The sequence below is a fragment of the Variovorax sp. efr-133-TYG-130 genome (assembly GCF_030208835.1).
Lineage (GTDB): Bacteria > Pseudomonadota > Gammaproteobacteria > Burkholderiales > Burkholderiaceae_C > Variovorax.
Genome location: NZ_JARVTD010000044.1, coordinates 110,343 through 137,017 on the forward strand (window position 1 = coordinate 110,343; position 26,675 = coordinate 137,017).

Annotated in this window: 27 protein-coding genes; 26 read left to right on the forward strand and 1 reads right to left on the reverse strand. The window is 67.5% G+C overall.

Annotated elements, in window-relative coordinates:
* Positions 1-21: 21 nt before the first annotated feature.
* From QRN67_RS31460 to QRN67_RS31485, 6 genes are read left to right on the forward strand one after another with little or no spacing between them, the layout of a single operon-like run.
* Positions 22-570 carry a shikimate kinase gene (locus QRN67_RS31460; RefSeq protein ID WP_285414969.1) on the forward strand — a complete coding sequence of 183 codons (549 nt, stop codon included), beginning with the start codon at positions 22-24 and terminating at the stop codon, positions 568-570.
* A gap of 34 nt (positions 571-604) precedes the next feature.
* Positions 605-1,714: a 3-dehydroquinate synthase gene (gene aroB / locus QRN67_RS31465; RefSeq protein ID WP_285414970.1), complete on the forward strand. Its 1,110-nt coding sequence runs from the start codon at positions 605-607 to the stop codon at positions 1,712-1,714.
* Complete coding sequence (locus tag QRN67_RS31470; protein WP_285414971.1) at positions 1,711-2,841, forward strand: deoxyguanosinetriphosphate triphosphohydrolase; 1,131 nt, start codon at positions 1,711-1,713, stop codon at positions 2,839-2,841. The genes aroB and QRN67_RS31470 overlap by 4 nt, the downstream gene beginning before the upstream one ends.
* Entirely contained in the window at positions 2,838-4,094 is a 1,257-nt protein-coding gene (locus QRN67_RS31475; protein ID WP_285414972.1) for an MFS transporter, read from the forward strand. The genes QRN67_RS31470 and QRN67_RS31475 overlap by 4 nt, the downstream gene beginning before the upstream one ends.
* Positions 4,091-4,666 carry a DUF1415 domain-containing protein gene (locus tag QRN67_RS31480; RefSeq protein WP_285414973.1) on the forward strand — a complete coding sequence of 192 codons (576 nt, stop codon included), beginning with the start codon at positions 4,091-4,093 and terminating at the stop codon, positions 4,664-4,666. The genes QRN67_RS31475 and QRN67_RS31480 overlap by 4 nt, the downstream gene beginning before the upstream one ends.
* Positions 4,663-5,547, forward strand: a complete 885-nt coding sequence (locus QRN67_RS31485; RefSeq protein ID WP_106935549.1) for a class I SAM-dependent methyltransferase — start codon at positions 4,663-4,665, stop codon at positions 5,545-5,547. Before QRN67_RS31480 ends, QRN67_RS31485 begins: the two co-directional genes overlap by 4 nt.
* Before the next feature lie 16 nt (positions 5,548-5,563).
* On the opposite strand, the gene QRN67_RS31490 is transcribed toward QRN67_RS31485, so the two are convergent.
* Positions 5,564-6,271: a DUF1266 domain-containing protein gene (locus QRN67_RS31490; RefSeq protein ID WP_285414974.1), complete on the reverse strand. Its 708-nt coding sequence runs from the start codon at positions 6,269-6,271 to the stop codon at positions 5,564-5,566.
* A gap of 68 nt (positions 6,272-6,339) precedes the next feature.
* Here QRN67_RS31490 and QRN67_RS31495 point away from each other — a divergent pair, with 68 nt between their 5' ends.
* The 20 genes from QRN67_RS31495 (at position 6,340) to hisH (ending at position 26,538) form a co-directional block, all read left to right on the forward strand.
* Positions 6,340-7,035 (forward strand): transposase, encoded by a 696-nt coding sequence (locus QRN67_RS31495; RefSeq protein WP_081266463.1) that lies wholly within the window; start codon positions 6,340-6,342, stop codon positions 7,033-7,035.
* Positions 7,036-7,220: 185 nt separating this feature from the next.
* On the forward strand, positions 7,221-11,978 hold the full coding sequence (locus tag QRN67_RS31500) for a glutamate synthase-related protein (protein WP_081266462.1): 4,758 nt from the start codon (positions 7,221-7,223) through the stop codon (positions 11,976-11,978).
* 34 nt (positions 11,979-12,012) lie between these two features.
* On the forward strand, positions 12,013-13,491 hold the full coding sequence (locus QRN67_RS31505; protein WP_081266461.1) for a glutamate synthase subunit beta: 1,479 nt from the start codon (positions 12,013-12,015) through the stop codon (positions 13,489-13,491).
* A 67-nt stretch (positions 13,492-13,558) separates the two neighbouring features.
* The gene (locus QRN67_RS31510; RefSeq protein WP_285414975.1) at positions 13,559-14,419 is read left to right on the forward strand and encodes an ABC transporter ATP-binding protein; all 861 of its coding nucleotides are present in this window, start codon (positions 13,559-13,561) and stop codon (positions 14,417-14,419) included.
* Positions 14,416-15,198: a lipid asymmetry maintenance ABC transporter permease subunit MlaE gene (gene mlaE / locus QRN67_RS31515; RefSeq protein WP_285414976.1), complete on the forward strand. Its 783-nt coding sequence runs from the start codon at positions 14,416-14,418 to the stop codon at positions 15,196-15,198. Before QRN67_RS31510 ends, mlaE begins: the two co-directional genes overlap by 4 nt.
* A 38-nt stretch (positions 15,199-15,236) precedes the next feature.
* Positions 15,237-15,728 (forward strand): outer membrane lipid asymmetry maintenance protein MlaD, encoded by a 492-nt coding sequence (mlaD, locus tag QRN67_RS31520; protein WP_081266458.1) that lies wholly within the window; start codon positions 15,237-15,239, stop codon positions 15,726-15,728.
* Entirely contained in the window at positions 15,725-16,471 is a 747-nt protein-coding gene (locus QRN67_RS31525; RefSeq protein ID WP_081266457.1) for an MlaA family lipoprotein, read from the forward strand. The genes mlaD and QRN67_RS31525 overlap by 4 nt, the downstream gene beginning before the upstream one ends.
* A 165-nt stretch (positions 16,472-16,636) precedes the next feature.
* A complete protein-coding gene (locus tag QRN67_RS31530; protein WP_081266456.1) occupies positions 16,637-17,293 on the forward strand; it encodes an MlaC/ttg2D family ABC transporter substrate-binding protein in 657 nt (218 codons plus the stop codon).
* Between the two features lie 10 nt (positions 17,294-17,303).
* Positions 17,304-17,579: an STAS domain-containing protein gene (locus QRN67_RS31535; RefSeq protein ID WP_081266455.1), complete on the forward strand. Its 276-nt coding sequence runs from the start codon at positions 17,304-17,306 to the stop codon at positions 17,577-17,579.
* A 33-nt stretch (positions 17,580-17,612) separates the two neighbouring features.
* Positions 17,613-18,560, forward strand: a complete 948-nt coding sequence (locus tag QRN67_RS31540) for an ABC transporter ATP-binding protein (protein WP_081266454.1) — start codon at positions 17,613-17,615, stop codon at positions 18,558-18,560.
* Positions 18,557-19,321, forward strand: coding sequence for an ABC transporter permease (locus tag QRN67_RS31545; RefSeq protein WP_081266453.1), 765 nt, complete (start codon positions 18,557-18,559; stop codon positions 19,319-19,321). Before QRN67_RS31540 ends, QRN67_RS31545 begins: the two co-directional genes overlap by 4 nt.
* 21 nt (positions 19,322-19,342) lie before the next feature.
* Positions 19,343-19,585 (forward strand): BolA family protein, encoded by a 243-nt coding sequence (locus QRN67_RS31550; protein ID WP_093048598.1) that lies wholly within the window; start codon positions 19,343-19,345, stop codon positions 19,583-19,585.
* 40 nt (positions 19,586-19,625) lie between these two features.
* Positions 19,626-20,915 carry a UDP-N-acetylglucosamine 1-carboxyvinyltransferase gene (gene murA / locus QRN67_RS31555; RefSeq protein WP_285414977.1) on the forward strand — a complete coding sequence of 430 codons (1,290 nt, stop codon included), beginning with the start codon at positions 19,626-19,628 and terminating at the stop codon, positions 20,913-20,915.
* A complete protein-coding gene (hisG, locus tag QRN67_RS31560) occupies positions 20,912-21,553 on the forward strand; it encodes an ATP phosphoribosyltransferase (RefSeq protein WP_081266450.1) in 642 nt (213 codons plus the stop codon). Before murA ends, hisG begins: the two co-directional genes overlap by 4 nt.
* 20 nt (positions 21,554-21,573) lie before the next feature.
* Positions 21,574-22,944 carry a histidinol dehydrogenase gene (hisD, locus tag QRN67_RS31565; RefSeq protein WP_106935542.1) on the forward strand — a complete coding sequence of 457 codons (1,371 nt, stop codon included), beginning with the start codon at positions 21,574-21,576 and terminating at the stop codon, positions 22,942-22,944.
* A gap of 33 nt (positions 22,945-22,977) precedes the next feature.
* Positions 22,978-23,808: a hypothetical protein gene (locus QRN67_RS31570; RefSeq protein WP_285414978.1), complete on the forward strand. Its 831-nt coding sequence runs from the start codon at positions 22,978-22,980 to the stop codon at positions 23,806-23,808.
* Positions 23,809-23,812: 4 nt separating this feature from the next.
* Positions 23,813-24,160 (forward strand): hypothetical protein, encoded by a 348-nt coding sequence (locus QRN67_RS31575; RefSeq protein ID WP_081266447.1) that lies wholly within the window; start codon positions 23,813-23,815, stop codon positions 24,158-24,160.
* Positions 24,157-25,248 (forward strand): histidinol-phosphate transaminase, encoded by a 1,092-nt coding sequence (gene hisC / locus QRN67_RS31580; RefSeq protein ID WP_285414979.1) that lies wholly within the window; start codon positions 24,157-24,159, stop codon positions 25,246-25,248. Before QRN67_RS31575 ends, hisC begins: the two co-directional genes overlap by 4 nt.
* Entirely contained in the window at positions 25,245-25,862 is a 618-nt protein-coding gene (hisB, locus tag QRN67_RS31585) for an imidazoleglycerol-phosphate dehydratase HisB (protein WP_081266445.1), read from the forward strand. The genes hisC and hisB overlap by 4 nt, the downstream gene beginning before the upstream one ends.
* A 19-nt stretch (positions 25,863-25,881) precedes the next feature.
* Positions 25,882-26,538: an imidazole glycerol phosphate synthase subunit HisH gene (gene hisH / locus QRN67_RS31590; RefSeq protein WP_081266444.1), complete on the forward strand. Its 657-nt coding sequence runs from the start codon at positions 25,882-25,884 to the stop codon at positions 26,536-26,538.
* Positions 26,539-26,675 lie beyond the last annotated feature (137 nt).

The window sequence follows — 26,675 nt, forward strand, 5'->3', positions numbered from 1 at the left end:
CGCGGGCGTAGCAGCCACCGCGTGGCGGTCGCACTCGTCGGCTTGCCCGGCGCCGGAAAATCCGCAGTGGGCCGGCGCCTGGGGATGCGGCTGAACCTTCCATTCGTCGATACCGACCACGTGATCGAGCACCGCATCGGCTGCTCGATCCGTGATTACTTCGACCGCGAAGGGGAGGCCGCCTTCCGGGACCTCGAACAAACCGTGATCGCCGACCTGGCGGCCAACGCCCAGGGCGTGCTGGCCACCGGCGGCGGCGCGGTGCTGCGGGAAGCCAACCGCGCGCAGTTGCGCGATCACTTCCACGTGATCTATCTGCGCTCCTCGCCCGAAGACCTGTTCCGGCGCCTGCGCCACGACGTCAAGCGCCCCTTGCTGCAGGTGGCCGACCCGCTGGGCCGGCTGCGCGAACTGCACGACGCGCGCGATCCGTTCTACAGGGCCACGGCGCACGACGTGGTCGACACCGGCCGTCCGTCCATCGCCATGCTGGTGAACATCATCGTCATGCAGCTGGAGCTGGCCGGGATCGTCGAGCCGGGTGCCCACCCGGAAGAGCCCTCCGACTGAGCCGGCCCCGGCCGCAGCGCCTAAACTCGCTGCCATGTCCCTGTCCGTACTTTCCGCTCCGCCAGAACGCGTCGACATCCAGCTCGGCGACCGCAGCTACCCGATCCTCATCGGCGCCGGCCTGCTGGACGACCCCGCGAGCTTTGCCGCCACGCCGGCCGCGGCCAGCGCATTGATCGTCAGCAACACCACGGTGGCGCCGCTTTACGCCAAGGCGCTGCAGGCCGCGTTGGCCGGCCGCTTCCGCACCGTGCACCTGCTCAAGCTGCCCGACGGCGAAGCGCACAAGAACCTGCAGACCCTGAACCTGATCTTCGATGAGCTGCTGGGCCGCGGCAGCGACCGCAAGACCGTGCTGTTCGCCCTGGGCGGCGGCGTGGTGGGCGACATGACGGGCTTCGCCGCCGCAAGCTACATGCGCGGCGTGCCGTTCGTGCAGGTGCCGACCACCTTGCTGGCGCAGGTCGACTCCTCGGTCGGCGGCAAGACGGCCATCAACCATCCGCTCGGCAAGAACATGATCGGCGCGTTCTACCAGCCGCAGCTCGTGGTGTGCGACCTGGGCACGCTCCAGACGCTGCCGCCGCGCGAGCTCAGCGCGGGGCTGGCGGAGGTCATCAAATACGGCCCGATCCACGACATGGCCTTCTTCGACTGGATCGAGGCCAACATCGAGGCGCTGACCGCGCGCGACCCGGCCGCGCTGGCCCATGCCGTCAAGCGCAGCTGCGAGATCAAGGCGCTGGTCGTCGGCCAGGACGAGCGCGAGACCGGCCTGCGCGCCATCCTCAATTTCGGCCACACCTTCGGGCATGCCATCGAATCGGGCCTGGGCTACGGCGAGTGGCTGCACGGCGAGGCGGTCGGCTGCGGCATGGTCATGGCGGCCCGTCTGTCGCAGCGCCTGGGCGGCGTCGATGCCGCATTCGTCGAGCGCCTCACGCGGCTGATCGAACGCGCCGGCTTGCCGATCGTCGGCCCGGCCCTCGGCGCGGAGCGCTACCTGGAGCTGATGCGCGTCGACAAGAAATCGGAAGCCGGCGAAATCCGCTTCGTGGTGATCGACAAACCCGGCTCGGCCGTGGTTCGCAGCGCGCCCGATGCGCTCGTGCGCGAAGTGCTCGCGCAGTGCTGCGAGGGATGAGCCTCGCGGCCTATGCCTGCCAGCCCGCGCAGTCGCGCGGCAGGCGCCATGCGGAGCCGCCCGCGCCCACGCGCGACGCCTTCCAGCGTGACCGCGACCGCATCGTGCATTCCACGGCCTTCCGCCGGCTGGTCTACAAGACGCAGGTCTTCCTGAACCATGAAGGCGACCTGTTCCGCACGCGGCTCACGCATTCGCTGGAGGTCGCGCAGCTGGGGCGGTCGATTGCCCGCGCCCTGCGCCTCAACGAAGACCTGGTCGAGGCGATCGCGCTGGCCCACGACCTGGGCCACACGCCCTTCGGCCATGCGGGCCAGGATGCGCTCAACGATTGCATGGCCGAGCGCGGCGGCTTCGAGCACAACCTGCAGAGCCTGCGCGTGGTCGATGCGCTGGAGCATCGCTATCCGCAGTACGACGGCCTGAACCTGAGTTTCGAGACGCGCGAAGGCATCCTGAAGCACTGCTCGCGCGCCAATGCCGAGCGGCTGGAGGCGGCCGAGCCCCATGGCGTGGCCCGCCGCTTCCTCGACCGTACGCAGCCGGGCCTGGAGGCGCAGCTGTGCAACCTGGCCGACGCCATCGCCTACAACGCGCACGACATCGACGACGGCGTGCGTTCCGGGCTCATAGGCGTCGAGCAGCTGGGCGAAGTGGAGCTGTTCGAGCGCTACCGCCGGGAAGCGCTCGCCGAATACCCCCGGCTGCAGGGCCGCCGCGTGCTCTACGAGACCATCCGGCGCATGCTCAGCGCGCAGGTCTATGACGTGATCGACACGACGCGCGCTGCGATCGAAGCCCTTGCACCGGCCGATGCCGACGCCGTGCGGCATGCCCCGCCTCTCGTCGCTTTCAGCGAGACGATGCAGGCGCAATCCGAAGCGCTCAAGCGCTTTCTCTTTCGCAACCTGTACCGCCATCCGCAGGTCACCCAGACCACCGACCAGGCGCAGCAGGTGGTGCGGGAGCTGTTCGATGCCTACATCGAGCGCGGCGGCGAAATGCCCGCCTCGTACGCCGACCGCCGCGACCGGCCCCGCGCGGTGGCCGACTACATCGCCGGCATGACCGACCGCTTTGCCGTGCGCGAGCATGAAAGGCTCACCGGACGGCGGGGGATCGCGTGAGCAACGCCGCGCGTCCCCGCGTTCCGGTTGCCGCCTTCGCCGTGCTGCTGGGTGGCGTCAGCGGCGCCTTGCACCTCGGCAAGCTGCCGCCCGCGGTGCCCGCGCTGCAGGCTTCGCTGGGCATCGGGCTGGTCGAGGCTGGCTTCCTGCTGTCGCTGGTACAGGTCGCCAGCATGACGCTGGGGCTGGTTGCCGGGCTCGCGGCCGACAGCATCGGCCTGCGGCGCAGCATGCTGACGGGGCTCGTGGTCCTTACGGTCGCCAGCCTGCTGGGCGGCTGGGTCGGCAGCGGCGCGGTGGAAGGCTCCCATGCGGTGCGGTGGCTGCTTGTGCTGCGGGCCGTCGAAGGCGTGGGTTTTCTGCTGACCGTCATGCCGGGCCCGGGGTTGATCCGCGCCTTGACGCCTCCGGGCGCCGACAAGGCCGCGCTGGGGCTCTGGGGCGCCTACATGCCGCTCGGCGTTGCGCTGGCGCTGTTGGTTGGGCCGGCCCTGATCGGCTGGGGCGGATGGCCTGACTGGTGGTGGGCGCTGTCGGTGGTTTCGGCCGTGGCCGCGCTCTGGCTCTGGCTGGCGGTGCCGGCCGACCGGCTGCGCCCAGCCGCTGCGGGCGGCGCTTCGACGGCCTGGTCGTCCCGGCTGCGCGCCACGGTGGGTGCGCGCGCGCCCTGGCTGGTCGCGCTGACCTTCGCCGTCTACTCCGCCCAATGGATGGCGGTGATCGGCTTTCTTCCGGCCATCTATGCCGGCGCCGGCGTGCCGTCCGGCTGGAATGCCTTGCTGACCGCGCTGGCAGCCGCCATGAACATCGTCGGCAACATTGCCGGCGGCCGCTGGCTGCAGCGCGGCGTGGCGCCCGAGCGGCTGCTTCAATGGGGATTCCTCGCGATGGCGCTGGGCGGCGTCGCGGCTTTCGCCCAGGCCGGGCAGGGCGCCGATGCGCTGGGCCTGCCGCCTGCGCTGCGCTACGTCGCGGTCTGCGCCTTCTCGCTGGGCGGGGGCATGGTGCCGGCGACGCTGTTTCTGCTCGGCGTGCGGTTCGCGCCCGGGCCGGCCACGGTGTCCACCACCGTCGGCCTGATGCAGCAGGCCTCCTCGCTGGGCCAGTTTTTGGCGCCGCCGGCGGTCGCCTGGGTGGCGCATCGCGTCGGCGGCTGGCACTGGACCTGGGCGGCCACGCTGGCCTGCTCGCTGGTCGGCATGACGATCGCGCGGCGCCTGGGGCGGATTCGCCCTGCGGCGGGGATGGCATGAGCGGCCCGGCGACAATCGGGGCCGCCCAGGCCTGCGCCGACATGCGGCGCTGGCTCGAACGCGCGGTGATCGGCCTGAACCTGTGCCCCTTTGCGAAGGCGGTGCACGTGAAGGGGCAGATCCACTACGCCGTGTACGAACCGGCCGAAGAAGCCGACCTGATGGACGCGCTACTGGCCGAAGCCAGAGACCTCGCGGCGCTCGACGCCGCCGTGCGCGACACCACCCTTTTGATTGCACCGAACACCTTGGCCGATTTTCTGGATTTCAACGATTTCACGGCGCGTGCCGAGCGCCGGCTCGCCCGCGCAGGTTTCGACGGCGTGTTCCAGCTGGCGAGCTTCCATCCGCAATTCCAGTTCGCCGGCACGGAGCCGGACGACATCGGCAACGCCACCAACCGCGCGCCGTATCCCACGCTGCACCTGCTGCGCGAGGAGAGCGTGGACCGCGCGGTCGATGCGTTTCCCGAGGCGGAGGCGATCTTCGAGCGCAACATCGACACGCTCGAAGCTCTCGGCCCGACGGGCTGGGCGGCGCTCGACGTCGGCCCCGGGAGTGCCAAGCCATGAACACCAGATTCGCCCCCAAGGCTGCAAAGACCAACAAGCTCGCCAAGGCCGACGCCGAGCTGGCCGAAGTGCTGAAGCCTGGCCAGTCGGTGGAGCTGCTCAAGGAGCTGCACATCCTCACCCGCGAGGGCCGGCTCAACCAGGATTCGCGGCGCAAGCTCAAGCAGGTCTACCACCTGTTCCAGTTCATCGAGCAGCTGCTGCGCGAGCTGCCGGAAGAAGGCGCCGGGGCCACGCTGGCCGACCATGGCGCGGGCAAGTCGTACCTGGGCTTCATCATCTATGACCTGTTCTTCCGCGCGCGGCAGGGCGGGCATGTGTACGGCATCGAGACGCGCAGCGAGCTCGTCGAGCGCTCGCGCGCCCTGGCGCAGCGGCTGGGTTTCGGCCGCATGTCGTTCCTGAATCTCACCGTGGCCGAATCCGCGCAGGCGAGCGAGCTGCCGGCGCAGATCGACGTCGTCACCGCGCTGCATGCCTGCGATACGGCTACCGACGACGCCATTGCCTTCGGCCTTGCCAAGAAAGCACGCTGCATGGTGCTGGTGCCCTGCTGCCAGGCCGAGGTGGCCGCCTGCTTGCGCGAGACCAAGGCGCTGGCGCTCTCGCGCACCCCGCTGGCCGAGCTGTGGCGCCATCCGCTGCACACGCGCGAGATCGGCAGCCAGCTCACCAACGTGCTGCGCTGCCTGTATCTGGAGGCCAACGGCTACAGCGTCACCGTCACCGAACTGGTCGGCTGGGAGCACAGCATGAAGAACGAGCTGATCCTGGCGCGCTACACGGGCCAGCGCAAGGCGAGCGCGGCGGCGCGCCTGGGCGAGCTGCTGTCGCAGTTCGGGCTCGACGCGCTGGGCGACACGCGCTTCAAGCTGGGCTGAGCCCTGCGGTGTTCTCTCAGGCGGGGCCTGAGGCCAGCAGGGCGGGCAGCTCGTCCCGCGTGGGCCAGGCCACGGTCTTCCAGGGGCTGCGCTCGTTTTCGAGCAGTTTCTCCGTCACTGAAGCCAGGAGCTTGCGCCCGACGAAATTGCTGCCCGGCGCGTCGCGTTCGCCCGCGAGGAAGTTGCGTGCGTAGTCGTCCCATCCGCTGAAACGCTCGACGGCCAGTTCCACGACGGGCACCAGCCACGCCAGTGCCGTATGGGCTTCCACATGGCCGACTGCCGCCGCGCCCGTGGCGAGATGGCTGGCGCGGCCGATCCACAGCGCCAGGTCGCCGTCGTTGGGCTGGGAGGGGAGGTCGCCGGCGATGGTTGCCACCGTGGCTTCGGCGCTTTCGCCGTCCGTGACGGAGAAGTCGCGGTCCAGCAGCTTCTTCCAGGGCTCGATCTCCTTGTCTGGAATGCCGATGCACAGCAGATGCACCGCGCTGCGACGGGCTTCCTCGGCTTCCCGCAGGTCGGACGCGAAGGTCTCCCGGTACACGGCCGCCAGCGCCACGGCGAAGTTCTCGAAGCGGGACGAGGCGGCGAGGCGCGCGTCCAGCGCCGCACCGGTTTCCTGCAGCTTCGCCTCGCGCTCGGCGGCTTCCTGCGCCAGTTCGGCCCTTCCCTCCGCCATGCCTTCCTTCACCGAATCGATCAATTCCTTGAAAAGCTTGAACATTCGCGGCTCCCACCAATTGTTTGTAAACGGGGCGCTTAGGATACAAGTCCCGAGCGTCAACACCGTCCATGGCCCGTCTTCCCCGTCTCACCCTGGCAGGCATGCCGCACCACGTGATCCAGCGCGGCAACAACCGCCAGCCGATCTTCGTGGACCGGGCGGACCACGAGAAGCTGCTCGCGCTGATGGCCGAGAACGCCGTGCGCTTCCGCGTCGCGGTGCATGCCTACGTGCTGATGGACAACCACTTCCACCTGCTGGCGACGCCCGACAGCACCACCGGCCTGCCGCAGTTCATGCAGTCGGTGGGGCGAAGCTACGTGCGCTATTTCAATGACCGCCACGGCCGCAGCGGCACCCTGTGGGAAGGGCGCTACAGGTCGACGCTGATCCAGACCGAGCGCTACCTGCTGACCTGCATGGCCTACATCGACCTCAACCCGGTGCGGGCCGGCATGGTGGCCGATGCGCGCGACTTTCCCTGGTCCAGCCACGGCCACTACGCGGGGCTGCGGCACGACAAGCTGCTGACGCCGCACCCGTTGTACTGGGAACTCGGCAATACGCCGTTCGCGCGCGAGGCCGCCTATGTCGAGTTGGTGCGCGCCGGCGTACGCATGGCCGACCAGGATGCGCTCACCGAGGCCACCCTGCGCGGCTGGGCGGCGGGCGACGATGATTTTCTGGGCACTTTGCAGAAGTCGACGGAGCGCCGGGTGGTGAAGGCCAAGGCCGGCCGGCCGCCTTCAGGCACCGTTTCCTGAAGCCGGATCGGCGCCAAGCCATTGACCTGTCTCAGCCTTTTGCTACTTTTTGTAATATGTCCCCAATTAAATTCTGACAAGAAAACTCAAGATTTAATTCGAATCTGACCCCCATTAAAGTGTTTGGCATTCTTTGTGCATCGCAATATGCTCCCTTTCCCTGCGAAAACTGAAGGAGCGCGCCCATGACGACGGCTGCCGAGATTCAACATCTCCAAGAACACGGTCTGTATTCCGGTGCCGACGAGCACGATGCCTGCGGCGTCGGCTTCGTCGCACACATCAAGGGCGAGAAAAGCCATGCCATCGTGCTGCAGGGCTTGAAGATCCTCGAAAACCTCGACCATCGCGGCGCCGTGGGTGCCGACAAGCTGATGGGCGACGGCGCCGGCATCCTGATCCAGCTGCCCGACCACCTGTACCGCGAAGAAATGGCGAAGCAGGGTGTCACGCTGCCCCCGCCGGGCGAGTACGGCGTCGGCATGATCTTCCTGCCGAAGGAACACGCCTCCCGCGAAGCCTGCGAACAGGAAATGGAACGCGCCATCAAGGCCGAAGGCCAGGTGCTGCTCGGCTGGCGCGACGTGCCGGTCAACCGCGACATGCCCATGTCGCCCACCGTGCGCGAAAAAGAACCGCTGCTGCGCCAGGTGTTCATCGGCCGCGGCAACGACGTGATCGTGCAGGACGCGCTGGAACGCAAGCTCTACGTGATCCGCAAGACCGCCAGCGCCAACATCCAGCGCCTGAAGCTCAAGCACAGCAAGGAATACTACGTTCCCAGCATGTCGAGCCGCACCGTGGTCTACAAGGGCCTGCTGCTGGCCGACCAGGTCGGCACCTACTACCTCGACCTGCAGGACAAGCGCTGCGTCTCGGCCCTGGGCCTGGTGCACCAGCGCTTCTCGACCAACACCTTCCCCGAGTGGCCGCTGGCCCACCCGTACCGCTACGTCGCCCACAACGGCGAAATCAACACGGTCAAGGGCAACTACAACTGGATGAAGGCCCGCGAAGGCGTGATGTCCTCGCCCGTGCTGGGCGCCGACCTGCAGAAGCTCTACCCGATCAGCTTCGCCGGCCAGTCCGACACCGCCACCTTCGACAACTGCCTCGAGCTGCTGACGATGGCCGGCTACCCCATCAGCCAGGCCGTGATGATGATGATTCCCGAGCCCTGGGAACAGCACGCCACCATGGACCCGCGCCGCCGCGCGTTCTATGAGTACCACGCCGCCATGCTCGAGCCGTGGGACGGCCCGGCCTCCATCGTGTTCACCGACGGCCGCCAGATCGGCGCCACGCTCGACCGCAACGGCCTGCGTCCCTCGCGCTACTGCGTGACCGACGACGACCTGGTCATCATGGCCTCCGAATCGGGCGTGCTGCCCGTGCCCGAGCAGAAGATCGTGCGCAAGTGGCGCCTGCAGCCCGGCAAGATGTTCCTGATCGACCTGGAACAGGGCCGCATGATCGACGACGAGGAGGTCAAGGCCAACCTCGCCAACAGCAAGCCCTACAAGCAGTGGATCGAGAACCTGCGCATCAAGCTCGACAGCGTCAAGGCCGAGCCGGTCTCCGCGCCGCTCTCGCAAGTCGCGCTGCTCGACCGCCAGCAAGCCTTCGGCTACACCCAGGAAGACATCAAGTTCCTGATGAGCCCGATGGCGCAGGCCGGCGAAGAGGGTATCGGCTCCATGGGCAACGACAGCCCGCTGGCCGTGCTCTCCAGCAAGAACAAGCCGCTGTACAACTACTTCAAGCAGCTGTTCGCGCAGGTGACGAACCCGCCGATCGACCCGATCCGCGAAGCCATCGTGATGTCGCTGGTGTCCTTCATCGGCCCCAAGCCCAACCTGCTGGACATCAACCAGGTCAACCCGCCGATGCGGCTCGAAGTGAGCCAGCCGATCCTCGACTTCGCCGACATGGCGAAGCTGCGCGACATCGGCAAGTACACGCAGGGCAAGTTCAAGAGCTACGTGCTCGACATCACCTACCCGCTCGCGTGGGGCGACGAAGGTGTCGAAGCCAAGCTGGCCTCGCTGTGCGCCGAGGCGGTGGACGCCATCAAGGGCGGCCACAACATCCTGATCATCAGCGACCGCGGCGTGAGCCCGACGCAGGTGGCCATTCCCGCCGTGCTGGCGCTGTCGGCCGTGCACCAGTACCTGGTTCGCGAAGGCCTGCGCACCACGGCCGGCCTGGTGGTCGAGACTGGCTCGGCGCGCGAAGTGCATCACTTCGGCGTGCTGGCCGGCTACGGCGCGGAAGCCGTGCACCCCTACCTCGCCATGGAAACGCTGGTGGCCATGCATGCCGACCTGCCGGGCGAGCTGAGCGCCGACAAGGCGGTCTACAACTACGTCAAGGCCATCGGCAAGGGCCTGTCGAAGATCATGTCGAAGATGGGTGTCAGCACCTACATGAGCTACTGCGGCGCCCAGCTGTTCGAAGCCATCGGCCTGAACAGCGAGACGGTGAACAAGTACTTCACCGGCACCGCCAGCCGCGTGGAAGGCATCGGCGTCTTCGAGATCGCCGAGGAAGCCATCCGCATGCACAAGGCCGCCTTCGGCGACGACCCGGTGCTCGCCAACATGCTCGACGCCGGAGGCGAATACGCCTGGCGCACGCGCGGCGAGGAGCACATGTGGACGCCCGACGCCATCGCCAAGCTGCAGCACAGCACGCGCGCCAACAACTGGAACACGTACAAGGAATACGCCCAGCTCATCAACGACCAGAACCGCCGCCACCTCACGCTGCGCGGCCTGTTCGAGTTCAAGATCGACCCCGCCAAGGCCATTCCGGTCGACGAGGTCGAGGCTGCTTCCGAAATCGTGAAGCGCTTCGCCACCGGCGCGATGTCGCTCGGCTCGATCAGCACCGAGGCGCACTCGGTGCTGGCCGTGGCCATGAACCGCATCGGCGGCAAGAGCAACACCGGCGAAGGCGGTGAAGACCCCGCGCGCTACCGCAACGAACTCAAGGGCATCCCGATCAAGCAGGGCGACACGCTCAAGAGCGTGATCGGCGCGGCCAACGTCGAGGTCGACATGCCGCTGCGCGACGGCGACTCGCTGCGCTCGCGCATCAAGCAGGTCGCGTCGGGCCGCTTCGGCGTCACGGCCGAGTACCTGCATTCGGCCGACCAGATCCAGATCAAGATGGCACAGGGCGCCAAGCCGGGCGAGGGCGGCCAGCTGCCGGGCGGCAAGGTCACCGAGTACATCGGCAAGCAGCGTTATGCGGTGCCGGGCGTGGGCCTGATCTCGCCGCCGCCGCACCACGACATCTACTCGATCGAAGACCTGGCGCAGCTGATTCACGACCTGAAGAACACCGCGCCGCACGCCAGCATCAGCGTGAAGCTGGTGAGCGAGATCGGCGTGGGCACCATCGCCGCGGGCGTCGCCAAGTGCAAGAGCGACCACGTCGTGATCGCCGGCCATGACGGCGGCACGGGCGCATCGCCCTGGTCGTCCATCAAGCATGCGGGCAGCCCGTGGGAAATCGGCCTGGCCGAGACGCAGCAGACGCTGGTGCTCAACCGCCTGCGCAGCCGCATCCGCGTGCAGGCCGACGGCCAGATGAAGACCGGCCGCGACGTCGCCATCGGCGCGCTGCTGGGCGCCGACGAGTTCGGCTTTGCCACGGCGCCGCTGGTGGTCGAGGGCTGCATCATGATGCGCAAGTGCCACCTGAACACCTGCCCGGTGGGCGTGGCCACGCAAGACCCGGTGCTGCGCAAGAAGTTCTCCGGCAAGCCCGAGCACGTCGTCAACTACTTCTTCTTCGTTGCCGAAGAAGTGCGCCAGATCATGGCCCAGCTGGGCATCCGCAAGTTCGACGACCTGATCGGCCGTGCCGACCTGCTCGACATGCGCAAGGGCATCGAGCACTGGAAGGCCTCGGGCCTCGACTTCAGCCGCCTGTTCGCGCTGCCGAGCGTGCCGGCCGACGTGCCGCGCTTCCATGTCGAGAACCAGGACCACGGCCTGGACAAGGCGCTCGACGTGAAGCTCATCGAGAAGTCGCGCCCCGCCATCGAAAAGGGCGAGAAGGTGCAGTTCATCGAGGTGGCGCGCAACGTCAACCGCTCGGTGGGCGCCATGCTCTCGGGCGCGCTGACCAAGGTGCATCCGCAGGGCCTGCCCGACGACTCGATCCGCATCCAGCTCGAAGGCACGGGCGGCCAGTCGTTCGGCGCCTTCCTGGCGCGCGGCATCACGCTGTACCTGATCGGCGACGCCAACGACTACACCGGCAAGGGCCTCTCGGGCGGCCGCGTGGTGGTTCGCCCCAGCCTCGACTTCCGCGGCGAAGCGGTGCGCAACACCATCGTCGGCAACACCGCGCTGTACGGCGCGACCACCGGCGAGGCCTACCTGTGCGGCGTGGCCGGCGAGCGCTTCGCGGTGCGCCTGTCGGGCGCCACGGCGGTCATCGAAGGCACCGGCGACCACGGCTGCGAATACATGACCGGCGGCACGGTGGCCGTGCTCGGCAAGACGGGCCGCAACTTCGCGGCCGGCATGAGCGGCGGCGTCGCCTTCGTGTACGACGAGGACGGCCAGTTCGCCTCGCGCTGCAACCTCTCGATGGTGTCGCTCGACAAGGTGCTGACCTCGGCCGAGCAGACCGCGAGCGTGCACCGCAAGATCTGGCACGGCGGCGAGACCGACGAAGCCCAGCTCAAGAAGCTGCTCGAAGAGCACCATCGCTGGACCGGCAGCAAGCGCGCGCGCGAGCTGCTCGACAACTGGGCCGTGTCGCGCACCAAGTTCGTGAAGGTGTTCCCGAACGAATACAAGCGCGCGCTGGCCGAGCTGCACGACCGCAAGGTCGAGCTCACCAGCACCGGCAACAACGCGCACATCGGCCTCGAGCCGCATGCGCTGACGGCCCCCGCACCGCAAACGGCCCCGGCTTCGGTCTGAGCGCCCACGAGTACAGAGAACAAAGGAAAGCACGATGGGAAAGATCACCGGCTTCATGGAGCATGAGCGCATCGAAGAGGGCTACAAGCCCGTTGACGAGCGCGTCAAGCACTACAAGGAATTCGTCGTCGGCCTGAACGCCGAGCAGGCCAAGGTGCAGGGTGCGCGCTGCATGGACTGCGGCACGCCGTTCTGCAACAGCGGCTGCCCGGTCAACAACATCATTCCGGACTTCAACGACCTGGTGTACCGCAACGACTGGCAGAACGCCTTCGCGGTGCTCGACTCGACCAACAACTTCCCCGAGTTCACCGGCCGCATCTGCCCCGCGCCCTGCGAGGCGGCCTGCGTGCTCAACGTGAACGACGACGCGGTCGGCATCAAGTCGCTGGAGCACGCGATCATCGACCGCGCCTGGGACGAAGGCTGGGTGGCGCCGCGCGTCGCCAAGCACAAGACCGGCAAGAAGGTGGCGGTGGTGGGCGCGGGCCCGGCCGGCATGGCGGCTGCGCAGCAACTGGCGCGTGCCGGCCACGACGTAACGCTGTTCGAGAAGAACGACCGCATCGGCGGCCTGCTGCGCTACGGCATTCCCGACTTCAAGATGGAGAAGTCGCACATCGACCGCCGCGTAGAGCAGATGAAGGCCGAAGGCGTGGTGTTCCGCACCGGCGTGATGGTCGGCGCCGCGAAAGACCCGCTGGGCAAGGGCTCCAAGGTCACGAACCTGGCCAAGGAAACCGTCACGCCCGAGCAGTTGCAGAAAGAGTTCGACGCCGTGCTGCTCACCGGCGGCGCCGAGCAGTCGCGCGACCTGCCGGTGCCCGGCCGCGACCTCGACGGCATCCATTTCGCGATGGAGTTCCTGCCGCAGCAGAACCGCGTCAACGCGGGCGACAAGGTCAAGGGCCAGTTGCGCGCCGACGGCAAGCACGTCATCGTCATCGGCGGCGGCGACACCGGCTCCGACTGCGTGGGCACCAGCAACCGCCACGGCGCCGTGAGCGTCACGCAGTTCGAGCTGATGCCCCAGCCGCCCGAAGAAGAAAACCGCCCGCTGACCTGGCCCTACTGGCCGATCAAGCTGCGCACCAGCTCCAGCCATGAAGAGGGCTGCGAGCGCGAGTTCGCGATTTCGACCAAGGAATTCATCGGCGAGAAGGGCAAGGTCACCGGCCTGAAGACCGTTCGCGTCGAATGGAAGGACGGCAAGATGCAGGAAGTCGCCGGCAGCGAGCAGGTGCTCAAGGCCGACCTCGTGCTGCTGGCCATGGGTTTCATCAGCCCCGTGGCCACCGTGCTCGACGCCTTCGGCGTGGAGAAGGATGCACGCGGCAACGCCAAGGCGACGGTCGACTTCATCGGCGGCTATGCCACCAACGTACCGAAGGTTTTTGCCGCCGGCGACATCCGCCGCGGCCAGTCGCTGGTGGTGTGGGCGATTCGCGAAGGCCGTCAAGCCGCGCGGTCGGTGGATGAGTTTCTGATGGGATTCAGCGACTTGCCGCGCTGAATTTTGTTTCAGTTTCGTGGTCGCCGTCGCGGCCCCGTTATCATCCGCTGCAAAACCGCATGCCGGGATGCTTGGAAGGGCGCCCGGCTTTTTTATTGAGATGGACCCTGCTACACAGCCACATCCTTTCGTAGAGTTTCGCGACGTCACGTTCGGCTACGGTGCGCGCGCCATCCTCGACGGCGTGTCCTTCAGTGTGCCGCGCGGCAAGGTGACGGCGCTCATGGGCGCTTCGGGTGGCGGCAAGACCACGGTACTGCGGTTGATCGGCGGGCAGCAGCGCGCACAGCGCGGCGCGGTCCTTTTCGATGGTCAGGACTTAGTCAGGTTCGACGCGAAGGCGCTCTATGCGGCGCGTCGGCGCATGGGCATGCTCTTCCAGTTCGGTGCGCTGTTCACCGACATGAGCGTGTTCGACAACGTGGCTTTCCCGCTGCGTGAGCACACACAACTCTCCGAAGCGCTGGTGCGCGACATCGTGCTCATGAAGCTCGACGCGGTCGGCCTGCGCGGCGCGCGCGACCTGATGCCCAGCGAGGTCTCGGGCGGCATGGCGCGCCGTGTGGCGCTGGCACGCGCGATCGCGCTGGACCCCGACCTCGTGATGTACGACGAGCCCTTCGCCGGGCTCGACCCGATCTCGCTGGGCACCGCCGCGCGGCTGATCCGGCAGCTCAACGACACGCTCGGGCTCACCAGCATCATCGTGTCGCACGACCTGGAGGAGACCTTCCGCATCGCCGATCACGTGATCATCCTGGCCAACGGCGGCATCGCGGCGCAGGGCGCGCCCGACGACGTGCGCAACAGCGCCGATCCGCTGGTGCACCAGTTCGTGAATGCGCTGCCCGACGGGCCGGTGCGATTCCACTACCCCGGCGTCAGCATCGAAGCCGATTTCGGCAATGTCGAAGGGGGCCGCTCATGAGTTGGTGGAAGCCTGCCGATGTCGGCTTTGCGGTGCGCAGCCATCTGGCCAACCTGGGCCACGGCGCGAAGCTCTTCATGCGCCTGGTCGGCCCCGGCGCGCGGATCATGCGGCGCTTCGGCCTGGTGCGCGACCAGATCCATTTCCTGGGCAACTACTCGCTCGCCATCATCGGCGTGTCGGGGCTCTTCGTGGGATTCGTGCTGGGGCTGCAGATGTATTACGCGCTGCAGCGGTACGGGTCCTCCGAGGCGCTGGGCCTGCTGGTCACGCTGAGCCTGGTGCGCGAACTGGGCCCCGTGGTGGCGGCGCTGCTGTTCACCGGGCGCGCCGGTACTTCCCTCACCGCGGAAATCGGCCTCATGAAGGCCGACGAGCAGCTGAGCGCCATGGAAATGATGGCGGTCGATCCGGTGCAGCGCATCCTTGCGCCGCGTTTCTGGGCCGGCGTCATCACCATGCCCTTGCTGGCGGCGGTGTTCAGCGCGGTCGGCATCATGGGCGGCTACGTGGTGGGCGTGCTGATGCTGGGTGTCGATCCGGGCGCGTTCTGGGGCCAGATGCAGGGCGGCGTCGATGTGTGGCGCGACGTCGGCAACGGCGTCATCAAGAGCATTGTGTTCGGCTTCACCGTCACCTTCATCGCGCTGCTGCAGGGCTACGAGGCCCAGCCCACGCCCGAGGGCGTTTCGCGGGCGACCACCAAAACTGTGGTTTCGGCGTCGTTGGCGGTACTGGGGCTGGACTTCCTCCTGACCGCCATGATGTTCAGTATCTAAAAGGGGCCGGGCCCCAATCGTTCTAGAGAGTGCAAACCATGCAACGTTCCAACAACGACATCTGGGTCGGCCTGTTCGTCCTGATCGGCGCGGCTGCGCTGCTGTTCCTCGCTCTGCAGTCGGCCAACCTGCTGAGCCTGAACTTCCAGAAGACCTACTCGGTGACGGCGCGCTTCGACAACATCGGCGGGCTCAAGCCCCAGACAGCGGTCAAGAGCGCCGGCGTGGTGGTCGGCCGCGTGGAGTCGATCTCCTTCAACGACAAGACCTTTCAGGCCAACGTAACACTGGCTTTGCAAAACCGTTACAGTTTTCCCAAGGACAGCTCTCTGAAGATCCTGACCAGTGGCCTGCTCGGCGAGCAGTACATCGGGATCGAGGCGGGCGCCGACGACAAGAACCTGCAGGCAGGCGACACCATCACCGCGACCCAGTCGGCCGTGGTGCTGGAGAACCTGATCAGTCAGTTCCTGTACAGCAAGGCGGCGGAAGGTAATACCTCGTCGGCCGGAACAGCCAACAAAAAATGAAAACACGATCAAATCTGTCAAGCCCCGTGCACCGCATGGGTAGCGGCCTGCGCTGGGCAAGTGCCGCAGCGGTCTTCGCGCTCGTGGCCGGATGCGCCACCGGCCCCAATGCCAACCCGGCCGACCCGCTCGAGCCGTTCAACCGCGGTGTCACCCGCTTCAACGACACCGTCGACGACGCGGTGCTCGTCCCGGTAGCCACGGCCTACCAGAAGGTGCTGCCCTCCATGGTGCGTACCGGGGTGAACAACTTCTTCGGCAACATCGGCGACGTCTGGAGCCTGGCCAACAACGTGGCCCAGCTCAAGCTGCAGGACAGCGCGGAAACCTTCATGCGCCTGAACGTCAATACGTTCTTCGGCCTTGGCGGCCTGCTGGATGTCGCGACCGAAGCGGGCATTCCCCGCCACGAGAAAGACTTCGGCCAGACGCTCGGCTACTGGGGCGTGGCCCCCGGCCCCTACCTCGTGCTGCCGCTGCTGGGCCCGTCCACCGTGCGCGACGCTGCGGCCAAGCCGCTGGATTTCTGGGGCGACCCGGTGAACCACATTCACGACGTTGCCTGGCGCAATTCGCTGACGGTGCTGGACGTGGTCGACACCCGTTCCCAGTACCTGCGGGCCGGCCGCCTGCTCGGCGACGCGGCGCTCGACAAGTATTCGTTCACGCGTGACGCTTTCCTGCAGCGCCGCCAAAGCCAGATCTACGACGGCAACCCGCCTGACGACGGCGCCGGAAAGTAAGCGTGCGGCGCGCACGGGAGGCTGAGCTGCTTGCATCCGGTTGCAAGGCTTCACCTCCCGGACAGGAACCCGGTAGGCGCCGTGCCGCTCGAACCCGTTCTTGTCTGTGCACACCGCAGCTTTTAAGTGCTTCGCAGATTTTCAAACTTGATTGAGGGACTCTCCATGAACAACAAGACCTTGCAACGACGCGATCTCGGCCGCCTGGTGCTGGCCGGCGCCCTGCTGTTCGGTGCCGCTGTCGCCTTCGTGCAGCCCGCGCGCGCAGCCGACGAAGCGCCCGATGCGCTCGTCAAGCGCCTCTCGACCGACGTGCTCGAGACCATCAAGTCCGATACCAGCATCAAGTCGGGTGACGTGAACAAGATCATGGTGCTGGTCGACAGCAAGATCATGCCGAACGTCAACTTCCAGCGCATGACGGCCTCCGCCGTCGGCCCGGCCTGGCGCACCGCCACGCCGGAGCAGCAAAAGCGCCTGCAGGACGAGTTCAAGACCCTGCTGGTGCGCACCTATGCCGGCGCGCTCGACCAGGTGACCGACCAGACCGTCACCGTCCGCCCGTTCCGCGGCTCGCCAAGCGACACCGACGTGCTGGTGCGTACCGAGGTCACGGGCCGTGGCGACCCGGTCCAGCTGGACTACCGCCTTGAAAAGACCCCCGGCCAGGGCGCCGGCTGGAAGGTCTACAACCTGAACGTGCTGGGCGTGTGGCTGGTCGATACCTACCGCACCCAGTTCGCGCAGGAAATCAACAAGAGCGGCATCGACGGCCTGATCGCCGCGCTGGCCGCGCGAAACAAGGGCAACGCCAAGGGCTGAGGGCCGAGCGATGCTGGTCCTGCCCACCCGGCTCACCCATGACGAGGCCCCCGCCTGCATGCGCATGCTGCAGCAGGGGCTGAAGGGCCAGACCGATTCGTCGTCCACCGTGGTGGACGCGAGCGCGCTGGCCCAGTTCGATTCGTCGGCGCTGGCCGTGCTGCTGGAGTGCCGCCGCGAATCGAGCGCGCTGGGCCGGGGGTTCTCGGTCAAGGGCCTCTCCCCGCGGCTGCGCGAACTTGCCACCCTGTACGGCGTTGCGGGCCTTTTGCCCGCCGCGCCCTGAAAAAGTAACAGCCCCGTAAAATCGCGGGCTCCCATGCCCGCGATCTCATTCCAATCGGTCTCCAAGACCTACCCCCCCTCCAAACAGCAGAAAGCCCAAGGCAAGCAAGGGCTGAAGGCTGTCGACGAGGTCAGCTTCCAGATCGAACCGGGCGAATTCTTCGGCCTGCTCGGTCCCAACGGCGCCGGCAAGACGTCCCTGATCAGCATGCTCGCGGGGCTCTCGCGCCCCACGTCGGGTGCCATCAGCGTCCACGGCTTCGACGTGCAGCGCGACTTCGCGCAGGCCCGCCGCCAGCTGGGCATCGTGCCGCAGGAGCTGGTGTTCGACCCCTTCTTCAACGTGCGCGAGTCGCTGCGCATCCAGTCGGGCTATTTCGGCATCAAGAACAACGAGGCCTGGATCGACGAGCTGCTGCAGAGCCTGGGCCTCGCCGACAAGGCCACGGCCAACATGCGCCAGCTCTCCGGCGGCATGAAGCGCCGGGTGCTGGTGGCGCAGGCGCTGGTGCACAAGCCGCCGGTGATCGTGCTCGACGAGCCCACCGCCGGTGTCGACGTCGAGCTGCGCCAGACGCTCTGGCAGTTCGTCGCCAGGCTCAACAAGCAGGGCAGCACCGTGCTGCTCACCACCCATTACCTGGAAGAGGCCGAGGCGCTGTGCAGCCGCATCGCCATGCTCAAGCTGGGCCGCGTGATCGCGCTGGCCCGCACCAGCGAACTGCTGAAATCGGCTGCGAGCAACGTGCTGCGGTTCAAGACCGACGCCATGCTGCCCTGGGAGATCGCGAAGAACGCGCGCATCACCGGGCGCATCGTGCAGCTGCCGGCGCAGAACGCCCATGAAGTCGAACAACTGCTGGCCGCGATCCGCGAAGCCGGCGTCGCGGTGGAAGACGTGGAAATGCGCAAGGCCGACCTGGAAGACGTGTTCATCGACCTGATGGCGGGCGAGCAGACCCCGCTGGAGGTCGCGAGATGATGGCGGTAACGGGTTGGCGCGCGCTGCTCTACAAGGAAACGCTGCGCTTCTGGAAGGTCGGCTTCCAGACGGTCGGCGCGCCGGTGCTCACCGCGCTGCTGTACCTCATGGTGTTCGGCCATGTGCTCGAGGGCCGCGTGACGGTCTACGGCACGGTCGGCTACACGGCCTTCCTGGTGCCCGGCCTCGTGATGATGAGCGTGCTGCAGAACGCCTTCGCCAACAGCTCTTCGTCGATCATCCAGAGCAAGATCATGGGCAACCTGGTGTTCGTGCTGCTCACGCCGCTGTCGCACTGGGGCTGGTTCTTCGCCTACGTGGGTTCGTCGATCATCCGCGGGCTGGCCGTGGGGCTGGGCGTGTTCCTGGTGACCATGCTCTTCGCCGTGCCCGACTTCGTGGCGCCGCTGTGGATCATCGTGTTCGCGCTGCTGGGCGCGGCCATGCTGGGCACGCTGGGCCTCATCGCCGGCCTCTGGGCCGAGAAGTTCGACCAGATGGCGGTGTTCCAGAATTTCCTGATCATGCCCATGACCTTCCTGTCGGGCGTGTTCTATTCGATCGGCTCGCTGCCGCCTTTCTGGCAGAAGGTGAGCCACCTGAACCCGTTCTTTTACATGATCGACGGCTTCCGCTACGGCTTCTTCGGCGTCAGCGACGCCTCGCCCTGGCTGAGCCTGGGAATCGTCGGCACCGCCTGGCTGGTGGTGAGCGCCATTGCCGTCCACCTGCTACGCATCGGCTACAAGATCCGTAGCTGAGCGCCTCTTCCCCAAAATCCCATGACCGCCGAACAACTCCAGGCCCTGATCCAGTCCCATCTCCCATGCGAGCACATCACGCTCGAGGGCGACGGCCGACATTGGTACGCCACCATCGTCTCGGCCGAATTCGAGGGCAAGCGCTCGATCCAGCGCCATCAGCGGGTCTACGCCACCCTCGGTGCGAAAATGCACACCGACGAGGTGCACGCGCTTTCGATGAAGACCTACACGCCGGCCGAATGGGCGGCAGTGGAAAAATAACTTTCCGGCCCTGGCGGCCCCTGATTTCGCTGGAATTTCGATGGACAAACTTCTGATTCGCGGCGGGCGAGAGCTCCGCGGCGAAGTACTCATTTCCGGCGCCAAGAACGCCGCGCTGCCCGAGCTGTGCGCGGCGCTGCTGACCGACCAGCCCGTGGTGCTGCACAACGTGCCGCGCCTGCAGGACGTGTCGACCATGCTCAAGCTGGTGCGCAACATGGGCGTCGCGGCCGAGCGCGACGACAACGGCACCGTGCGCCTGAACGCCGCCGACCTGACCAACCCCGAGGCGCCCTACGAGCTCGTGAAGACCATGCGCGCCTCCGTGCTGGCCCTGGGCCCGCTGCTGGCGCGCTTCGGCCATGCCAGGGTGTCGCTGCCGGGCGGCTGCGCCATCGGGTCGCGGCCGGTCGACCAGCACATCAAGGGCCTGCAGGCCATGGGCGCCGAGATCGTGGTCGAGCACGGCTACATGGTCGCCCGCCTGCCGGAGGGCCGCACCCGCCTGAGGGGCGCGCGCATCCTGACCGACATGGTCACCGTCACCGGCACCGAGAATTTCCTCATGGCGGCCGCGCTGGCCGAGGGCGAGACGCTGCTCGAGAACGCTGCCCAGGAGCCGGAGATCGTCGACCTGGCCGAAATGCTGATCCGCATGGGCGCGAAGATCGAAGGCCACGGCACCAGCCACATCCGCATCCAGGGCGTCGAGAAGCTGCACGGCTGCGAGCATGCCGTGGTGGCCGACCGCATCGAGGCCGGCACCTTCCTGTGCGCAGTGGCGGCCACCGGCGGCGAGGCTTTCCTGCGCCATGCGCGCGGCGACCACCTCGACGCCGTGATCGACAAGCTGCGCGACTCCGGCTGCACCGTGGCCTGCGAAAAAGACGGCGTGCGCATCGGCTCCAGGGGCCCTGCCTACGAACACCTGAAGGCGCAGAGCTTCAGCACCACCGAATACCCGGGCTTCCCCACCGACATGCAGGCCCAGTTCATGGCCCTGAACGTGATCGCGCGCGGCGCCTCGATGGTCACCGAGACCATCTTCGAGAACCGCTTCATGCACGTGAACGAGATGGTGCGCCTGGGCGCCCACATCCACGTCGAAGGCAAGGTCGCGATGGTCACCGGCGTGCCGCAGCTGTCGGGCGCCACCGTGATGGCCACCGACCTGCGCGCTTCCGCCAGCCTCGTCATTGCCGGCCTCGTGGCCGAGGGCGAGACGCTGGTCGACCGCATCTATCACCTGGACCGGGGCTACGACCGCATGGAATCCAAGCTGCGCGGCCTCGGCGCCGACATCGAACGCGTGACGGGAGCCGCCGCATGATCACATTGGCGCTTTCCAAGGGCCGCATCTTCGAAGAGACGATGCCCCTGCTGGCCGCGGCCGGCATCGAGGTCACCGAAGACCCCGAGAAGTCGCGCAAGCTGATTCTCGAAACCACCCGGCCCGACGTGCGCGTGGTGCTGGTGCGCGCCTCCGACGTGCCCACCTACGTGCAGTACGGCGGCGCCGACCTCGGCGTGACCGGGCTCGACGTGCTGCTGGAGAACGGCAACCAGGGCATGTACCAGCCGCTGGACCTGCGCATCGCCGCCTGCCGCCTGAGCGTGGCCGTGCGCGCCGACTACGACTACGCCTCCGCCGTGAAGCAGGGCTCCCGCCTGCGCGTGGCCACCAAGTACGTGGGCCTGGCGCGCGACTTCTTCGCCAGCAAGGGCGTGCACGTCGACCTGATCAAGCTCTACGGCAGCATGGAGCTGGCGCCGCTGACCGGGCTGGCCGACGCCATCGTCGACCTGGTCTCCACCGGCAACACACTCAAGGCCAACCACCTCGTCGAGGTGGAACGCATCATGGACATCAGCGCGCGCCTGGTGGTGAACCAGGCGGCGCTCAAGCTCAAGCGCGAGCCGATCCGCCACATCATCGACGCGTTCGCGTCGGCCATTCCGTCCTCCTGAAACCCACTAAACCCACGCCCATGACTCTGAAAGCAGCCCCCGCCCGACTGTCCACGACTTCAGCCAGCTTCGATGCTGAATTCAAGGCGCGGCTGCATTGGTCCGCGGACGACGACGCGGCCATCGAGAAGGTCGTGGCCGACATCCTGGCCGACGTGCAGAAGCGGGGCGACGAGGCGGTGCTGGAGTACACCCGCCGCTTCGACGGGCTCGGCGCGGCTGCCGTGTCGGAGCTCGAGCTGACGCAGGCCGATTTCAAGGAAGCCTTCGACTCGCTGCCTGAAGACCAGCGCGCTGCGCTGCAAGCCGCGGCCGACCGTGTGCGCAGCTATCACGAGGCGCAGAAGAAGGCCAGCGGCGAAAGCTGGAGCTATCGCGACGTGGACGGCACGCTGCTGGGCCAGAAGGTCACGCCGCTGGACCGCGTCGGCATCTACGTGCCCGGCGGCAAGGCGGCCTATCCGTCCAGCCTGCTGATGAACGCGATCCCGGCGCATGTGGCCGGCGTCGGCGAAATCATCATGGTCGTGCCGACGCCTGTGAAGGGCAGCGTTGCGACCGGCGGCTCCGGCGGCGAATCGTCGACGAAGGGCGAGCGCAACGTGCTGGTGCTTGCCGCCGCCTACGTGGCAGGCGTCACGCGCGCTTTCACCATCGGCGGCGCCCAGGCCGTGGCCGCGCTGGCCTACGGCACCGCCACCGTTCCCGCCGTCGACAAGATCACCGGCCCCGGCAACGCCTACGTGGCCGCCGCCAAGCGCCGCGTGTTCGGCACCGTGGGCATCGACATGATCGCCGGCCCGAGCGAGATCCTGGTGCTGGCCGACGGCAGCACGCCGCCCGACTGGGTGGCCATGGACCTGTTCAGCCAGGCCGAGCACGACGAACTGGCCCAGAGCATCCTGCTGTGCCCCGACGCGGCCTACATCGACCGCGTGCAGGCCGAGATCGACCGCCTGCTGCCGGCCATGCCGCGCGCGGAAATCATCGCCGCCTCGCTCAACGGCCGCGGCGCGCTGATCCACACGAAGAGCATGGAAGAGGCCTGCGAGATCAGCAACCGCATCGCCCCCGAACACCTCGAAGTGAGCAGCAGCGAGCCCAACCGGTGGGAGCCGCTGCTGCGCCACGCCGGCGCGATCTTCCTCGGTGCCTTCACCAGCGAAAGCCTGGGCGACTACTGCGCCGGTCCCAACCACGTGCTGCCCACCAGCGGCACGGCGCGCTTCTCCAGTCCGCTGGGCGTGTACGACTTCCAGAAGCGCTCCAGCCTGATCGAGGTCAGCGAAGCCGGCGCCCAGGTGCTCGGCCCGGTCGCCGTCACGCTGGCCGAGGGCGAGGGCCTGCAGGCGCACGCAGAGGCCGCGCGCATGCGCCTGCGTAAGATCTGAGGCTCCATGACCCCCCAGGGAGGAGCCAGCAAGATGATTGATCGTCTCCATCGTTCGCGTCTTTTCAAGTTCGCTACCGGCCTCGTCGCCGGCGCGGCATTGCTCGCCGCCTGCAGCCAGATGCCGCAGGCGGTCACCACCAACAGCGCCGCTCCCGCCGCGGCGCCCGCGCCGCGGCTCGGCACGCAGTGGGGCGAGGGCCTGGAATCGAAGACCCGCACGGTCGTCGCCAAGCGCCTGTCCGCGCAGCCGGACGACACGGCCTCGCTGGGCTACAACGAAGCAGGTGCCGTGCGCCGCGCGGTGGGCAGCAACCCCGAGCGCCGCCTGAACCTGCTGCTGGCCGACGGCGACGTCGAATGGTCGGTGCTCGACGAGACCGGCAGCCCGCTGCCGCTGCAGCGCGCGCGCCGGGGCAGCGGCGGCGACGACATGTTCCGCCTGGCGGGTGTCGAGGGATCGCGCTACACGCTGCGCTTTCGCAACCTCAGCGAGCGCAGCTACGAGGTGATCGCCACGGTCGACGGCCTGGACGTGCTCAACGGCAGGCCCGGCAGCCTGCGCAACGGCGGCTACGTGCTGGGCCCGATGCAGGCGCTGAACATCGAGGGCTTCCGCAAGAGCGAGAGCGAGGTCGCCGCCTTCCGCTTCGCCACGCCGGGGCGCGCCTATGCCGCCAACACGGAAGCCGGCGACGTGCGCAACATAGGCGTGATCGGCGCCGCGCTGTTCGAACTGGAACAGCGCGACGTGCCGCGCCGCCAGCGCCGCGACGCATCGCAGCAGCAGCAGCAGCAGCAGCAGCAGCCCAGCGCCTTCCCGGCCGACGGCAGCTACGCGCCGCCGCCGCGCTATCGCCAGTGACGCCATGAAACGTGCCGCCTTCCTGCTGATCGCGCTGGCCACGGCCGCCTGCGCCCAGGCCATGAGCATCCGCGAACTGCGCACGCTCGAGGCCACCGAGAAAGACGGCAAGGCCTACGCCGGCTACTACCTCGTGGGTGTGCTGGAGGGCCTGCGCGAAGGCGTCGAATCGTCGCAGCGCAATGGGCTCAAGCCCGTGTTCTGCGTCGAGGGACGCCGCCTCGAGCCTTCCATGGCCCGCTCGCTCTACCAGACCGAGCTCACCCGCAACGCCGACAGTTACGAAGCCGACATGCCAGTGCAACTGGTCATGGCCGGCGCCCTGAAGAACAGCTACCGCTGCACCAAATGACCGCTCCCGAATCCGCCCGCCCGCCGCTCGACCGCATCCGCGGCGAGGTGCGGTCCATGCATGCCTACGCGGTTCAGGACGCGCGCGGCCTCGTCAAGCTCGACGCAATGGAAAACCCCTTCGGCCTGCCGCCCGCGCTGCAGGCCGAACTGGGCGCGCGGCTCGGCGCGCTGGCGCTCAACCGCTATCCCGGCGACCGCGGCGCCGATCTGCGGCGCGCGCTGGCGGCCCACGCGCAGATGCCCGAAGGCTTCGCGCTGATGCTGGGCAACGGCTCGGACGAGCTGATCTCGCTGCTGGCCATTGCCTGCGACCTGCCCGGCGCGACGGTGCTGGCGCCGCTGCCCGGCTTCGTCATGTATGCCATGAGCGCGCAGCTGCAGGGCCTGAACTTCGCCGGCGTGCCGCTCACGGCCGACTTCGAGCTCGACGAGGCCGCCATGCTGGCCGCCATCGCGCGAGAAAAGCCCGCCATCGTCTACCTGGCCTACCCGAACAACCCGACCGCCAATCTCTGGAACGACGCCGTCCTGGAGAGAATCGTCGAGGCCCAGGGCGCGCAGGGCGGCCTGGTGGTGATCGACGAGGCCTACCAGCCCTTCGCCGCCCGCAGCTACATCGACCGCCTGGCGAAGCACGGCCACGTGCTGCTGATGCGCACCCTCAGCAAGTTCGGCCTGGCCGGCATCCGGCTGGGCTACCTCATGGGGCCGGCTGCGCTGGTCGCCGAGATCGACAAGGTGCGCCCGCCCTACAACATCAGCGTGCTCAACTGCGAGTGCGCGCTGTTCGCGCTGGAGCACGCCGAGGTGTTCGAGGCCCAGGCCCGCCAGATCCGCGAGGAGCGCGAGCGCCTCATGACGGGCCTCGGCCGCCTGCCGGGCGTCAAGACCTGGCCCAGCGACGCCAACATGATCCTGCTGCGCGTGCCCGATGCGGCCAAGACCTTCGAAGGCATGAAGGCTCGCGGGGTTCTGGTGAAGAACGTTTCTAAAATGCACGAACTGCTCGCAAACTGCCTGCGCCTCACCGTCGGAACGGCCGACGAGAACGCGCGGATGCTCGCGGCGCTCGAAGCCTCACTATGACCACCCCCACCAGCCAGGACAGCGGCGACCGCATCGCGTCCGTCACCCGCAACACCGCCGAAACGAAGATCACCGTCAGCGTCAACCTCGACGGCACCGGCCGCGCCAAGCTCTCCACCGGTATCGGCTTCTTCGACCACATGCTCGACCAGATCGCCCGCCACGGGCTGATCGACCTCGACATCGACTGCCAGGGCGACCTGCACATCGACGGCCACCACACGGTGGAAGACGTCGGCATCACGCTGGGCCAGGCCGTGGCCAAGGCCATCGGCGACAAGAAGGGCATCCGCCGCTACGGCCACGCCTACGTGCCGCTCGACGAAGCCCTGAGCCGCGTCGTCATCGACTTCTCGGGCCGTCCCGGCCTGGTGATGCACGTGCCCTTCACCAGCGGCATGATCGGCACCTTCGACAGCCAGCTCACCTACGAGTTCTTCCAGGGCTTCGTGAACCACGCCTTCGTCACGCTGCACATCGACAACCTCAAGGGCGTCAATGCGCATCACCAGTGCGAGACCGTGTTCAAGGCCTTCGCGCGTGCCATGCGCGGCGCGCTGGAGCTCGACCCGCGTTCCGCCGGCGTCATTCCCTCGACCAAGGGCTCGCTCTGAACGCGTTCGGCCACCAGCTATGAAATCTGTAGCAAATACCGTCGCCGTCGTCGACTACGGCATGGGCAACCTGCACTCCGTGTCGCAGGCCGTGCGCCATGCGGCCGACCAGGTCGGCGTGGAGGTGTTCGTCACCTCCGACCCCGACGTGGTACGCAAGGCCACCCGCGTGGTGCTGCCGGGGCAGGGCGCCATGCCCGACTGCATGCGCGAGCTGCGCGACTCCGGCCTGCAGGAATCGGTGCTCGAGGCGGCGGCCAGCAAGCCGCTGTTCGGCGTGTGCGTGGGCATGCAGATGATGCTGTCGCGCAGCGACGAGGGCCCGACTGACGGCCTGGGCCTCATACCGGGCGAGGTCGTCAAGTTCGACCTGGCCGGGCGGCTGCAGGCCGACGGCAGCCGCTTCAAGGTGCCGCAGATGGGCTGGAACCAGGTTCGCCAGGCCCGCCCGCATGCGGTGTGGGCGGGTATTCCCGACCTGAGCTACTTCTACTTCGTGCACAGCTTCTACGCCCGGCCGGCCGACGCCGTGCACAGCGTCGGCGAGGCCGACTACGGCGCGAGCTTTACCGCAGCCATTGCACGCGATAACATTTTTGCAACCCAGTTCCACCCGGAGAAGAGTGCGGACCACGGGCTTCAGCTCTATCGCAACTTCCTCCACTGGAATCCATGACATGTTGCTCGCCCCCAGGCTGTGCGGCACTTCGTGTCCGCTTCGCCAACCCCCTACCGGGGGCGACACCCACGGCCCGGCCAAGCCGGTCCGTGGTGTCCTTGAAAAATTCCGCTCTCTTTTCTTGAACCCTCGCT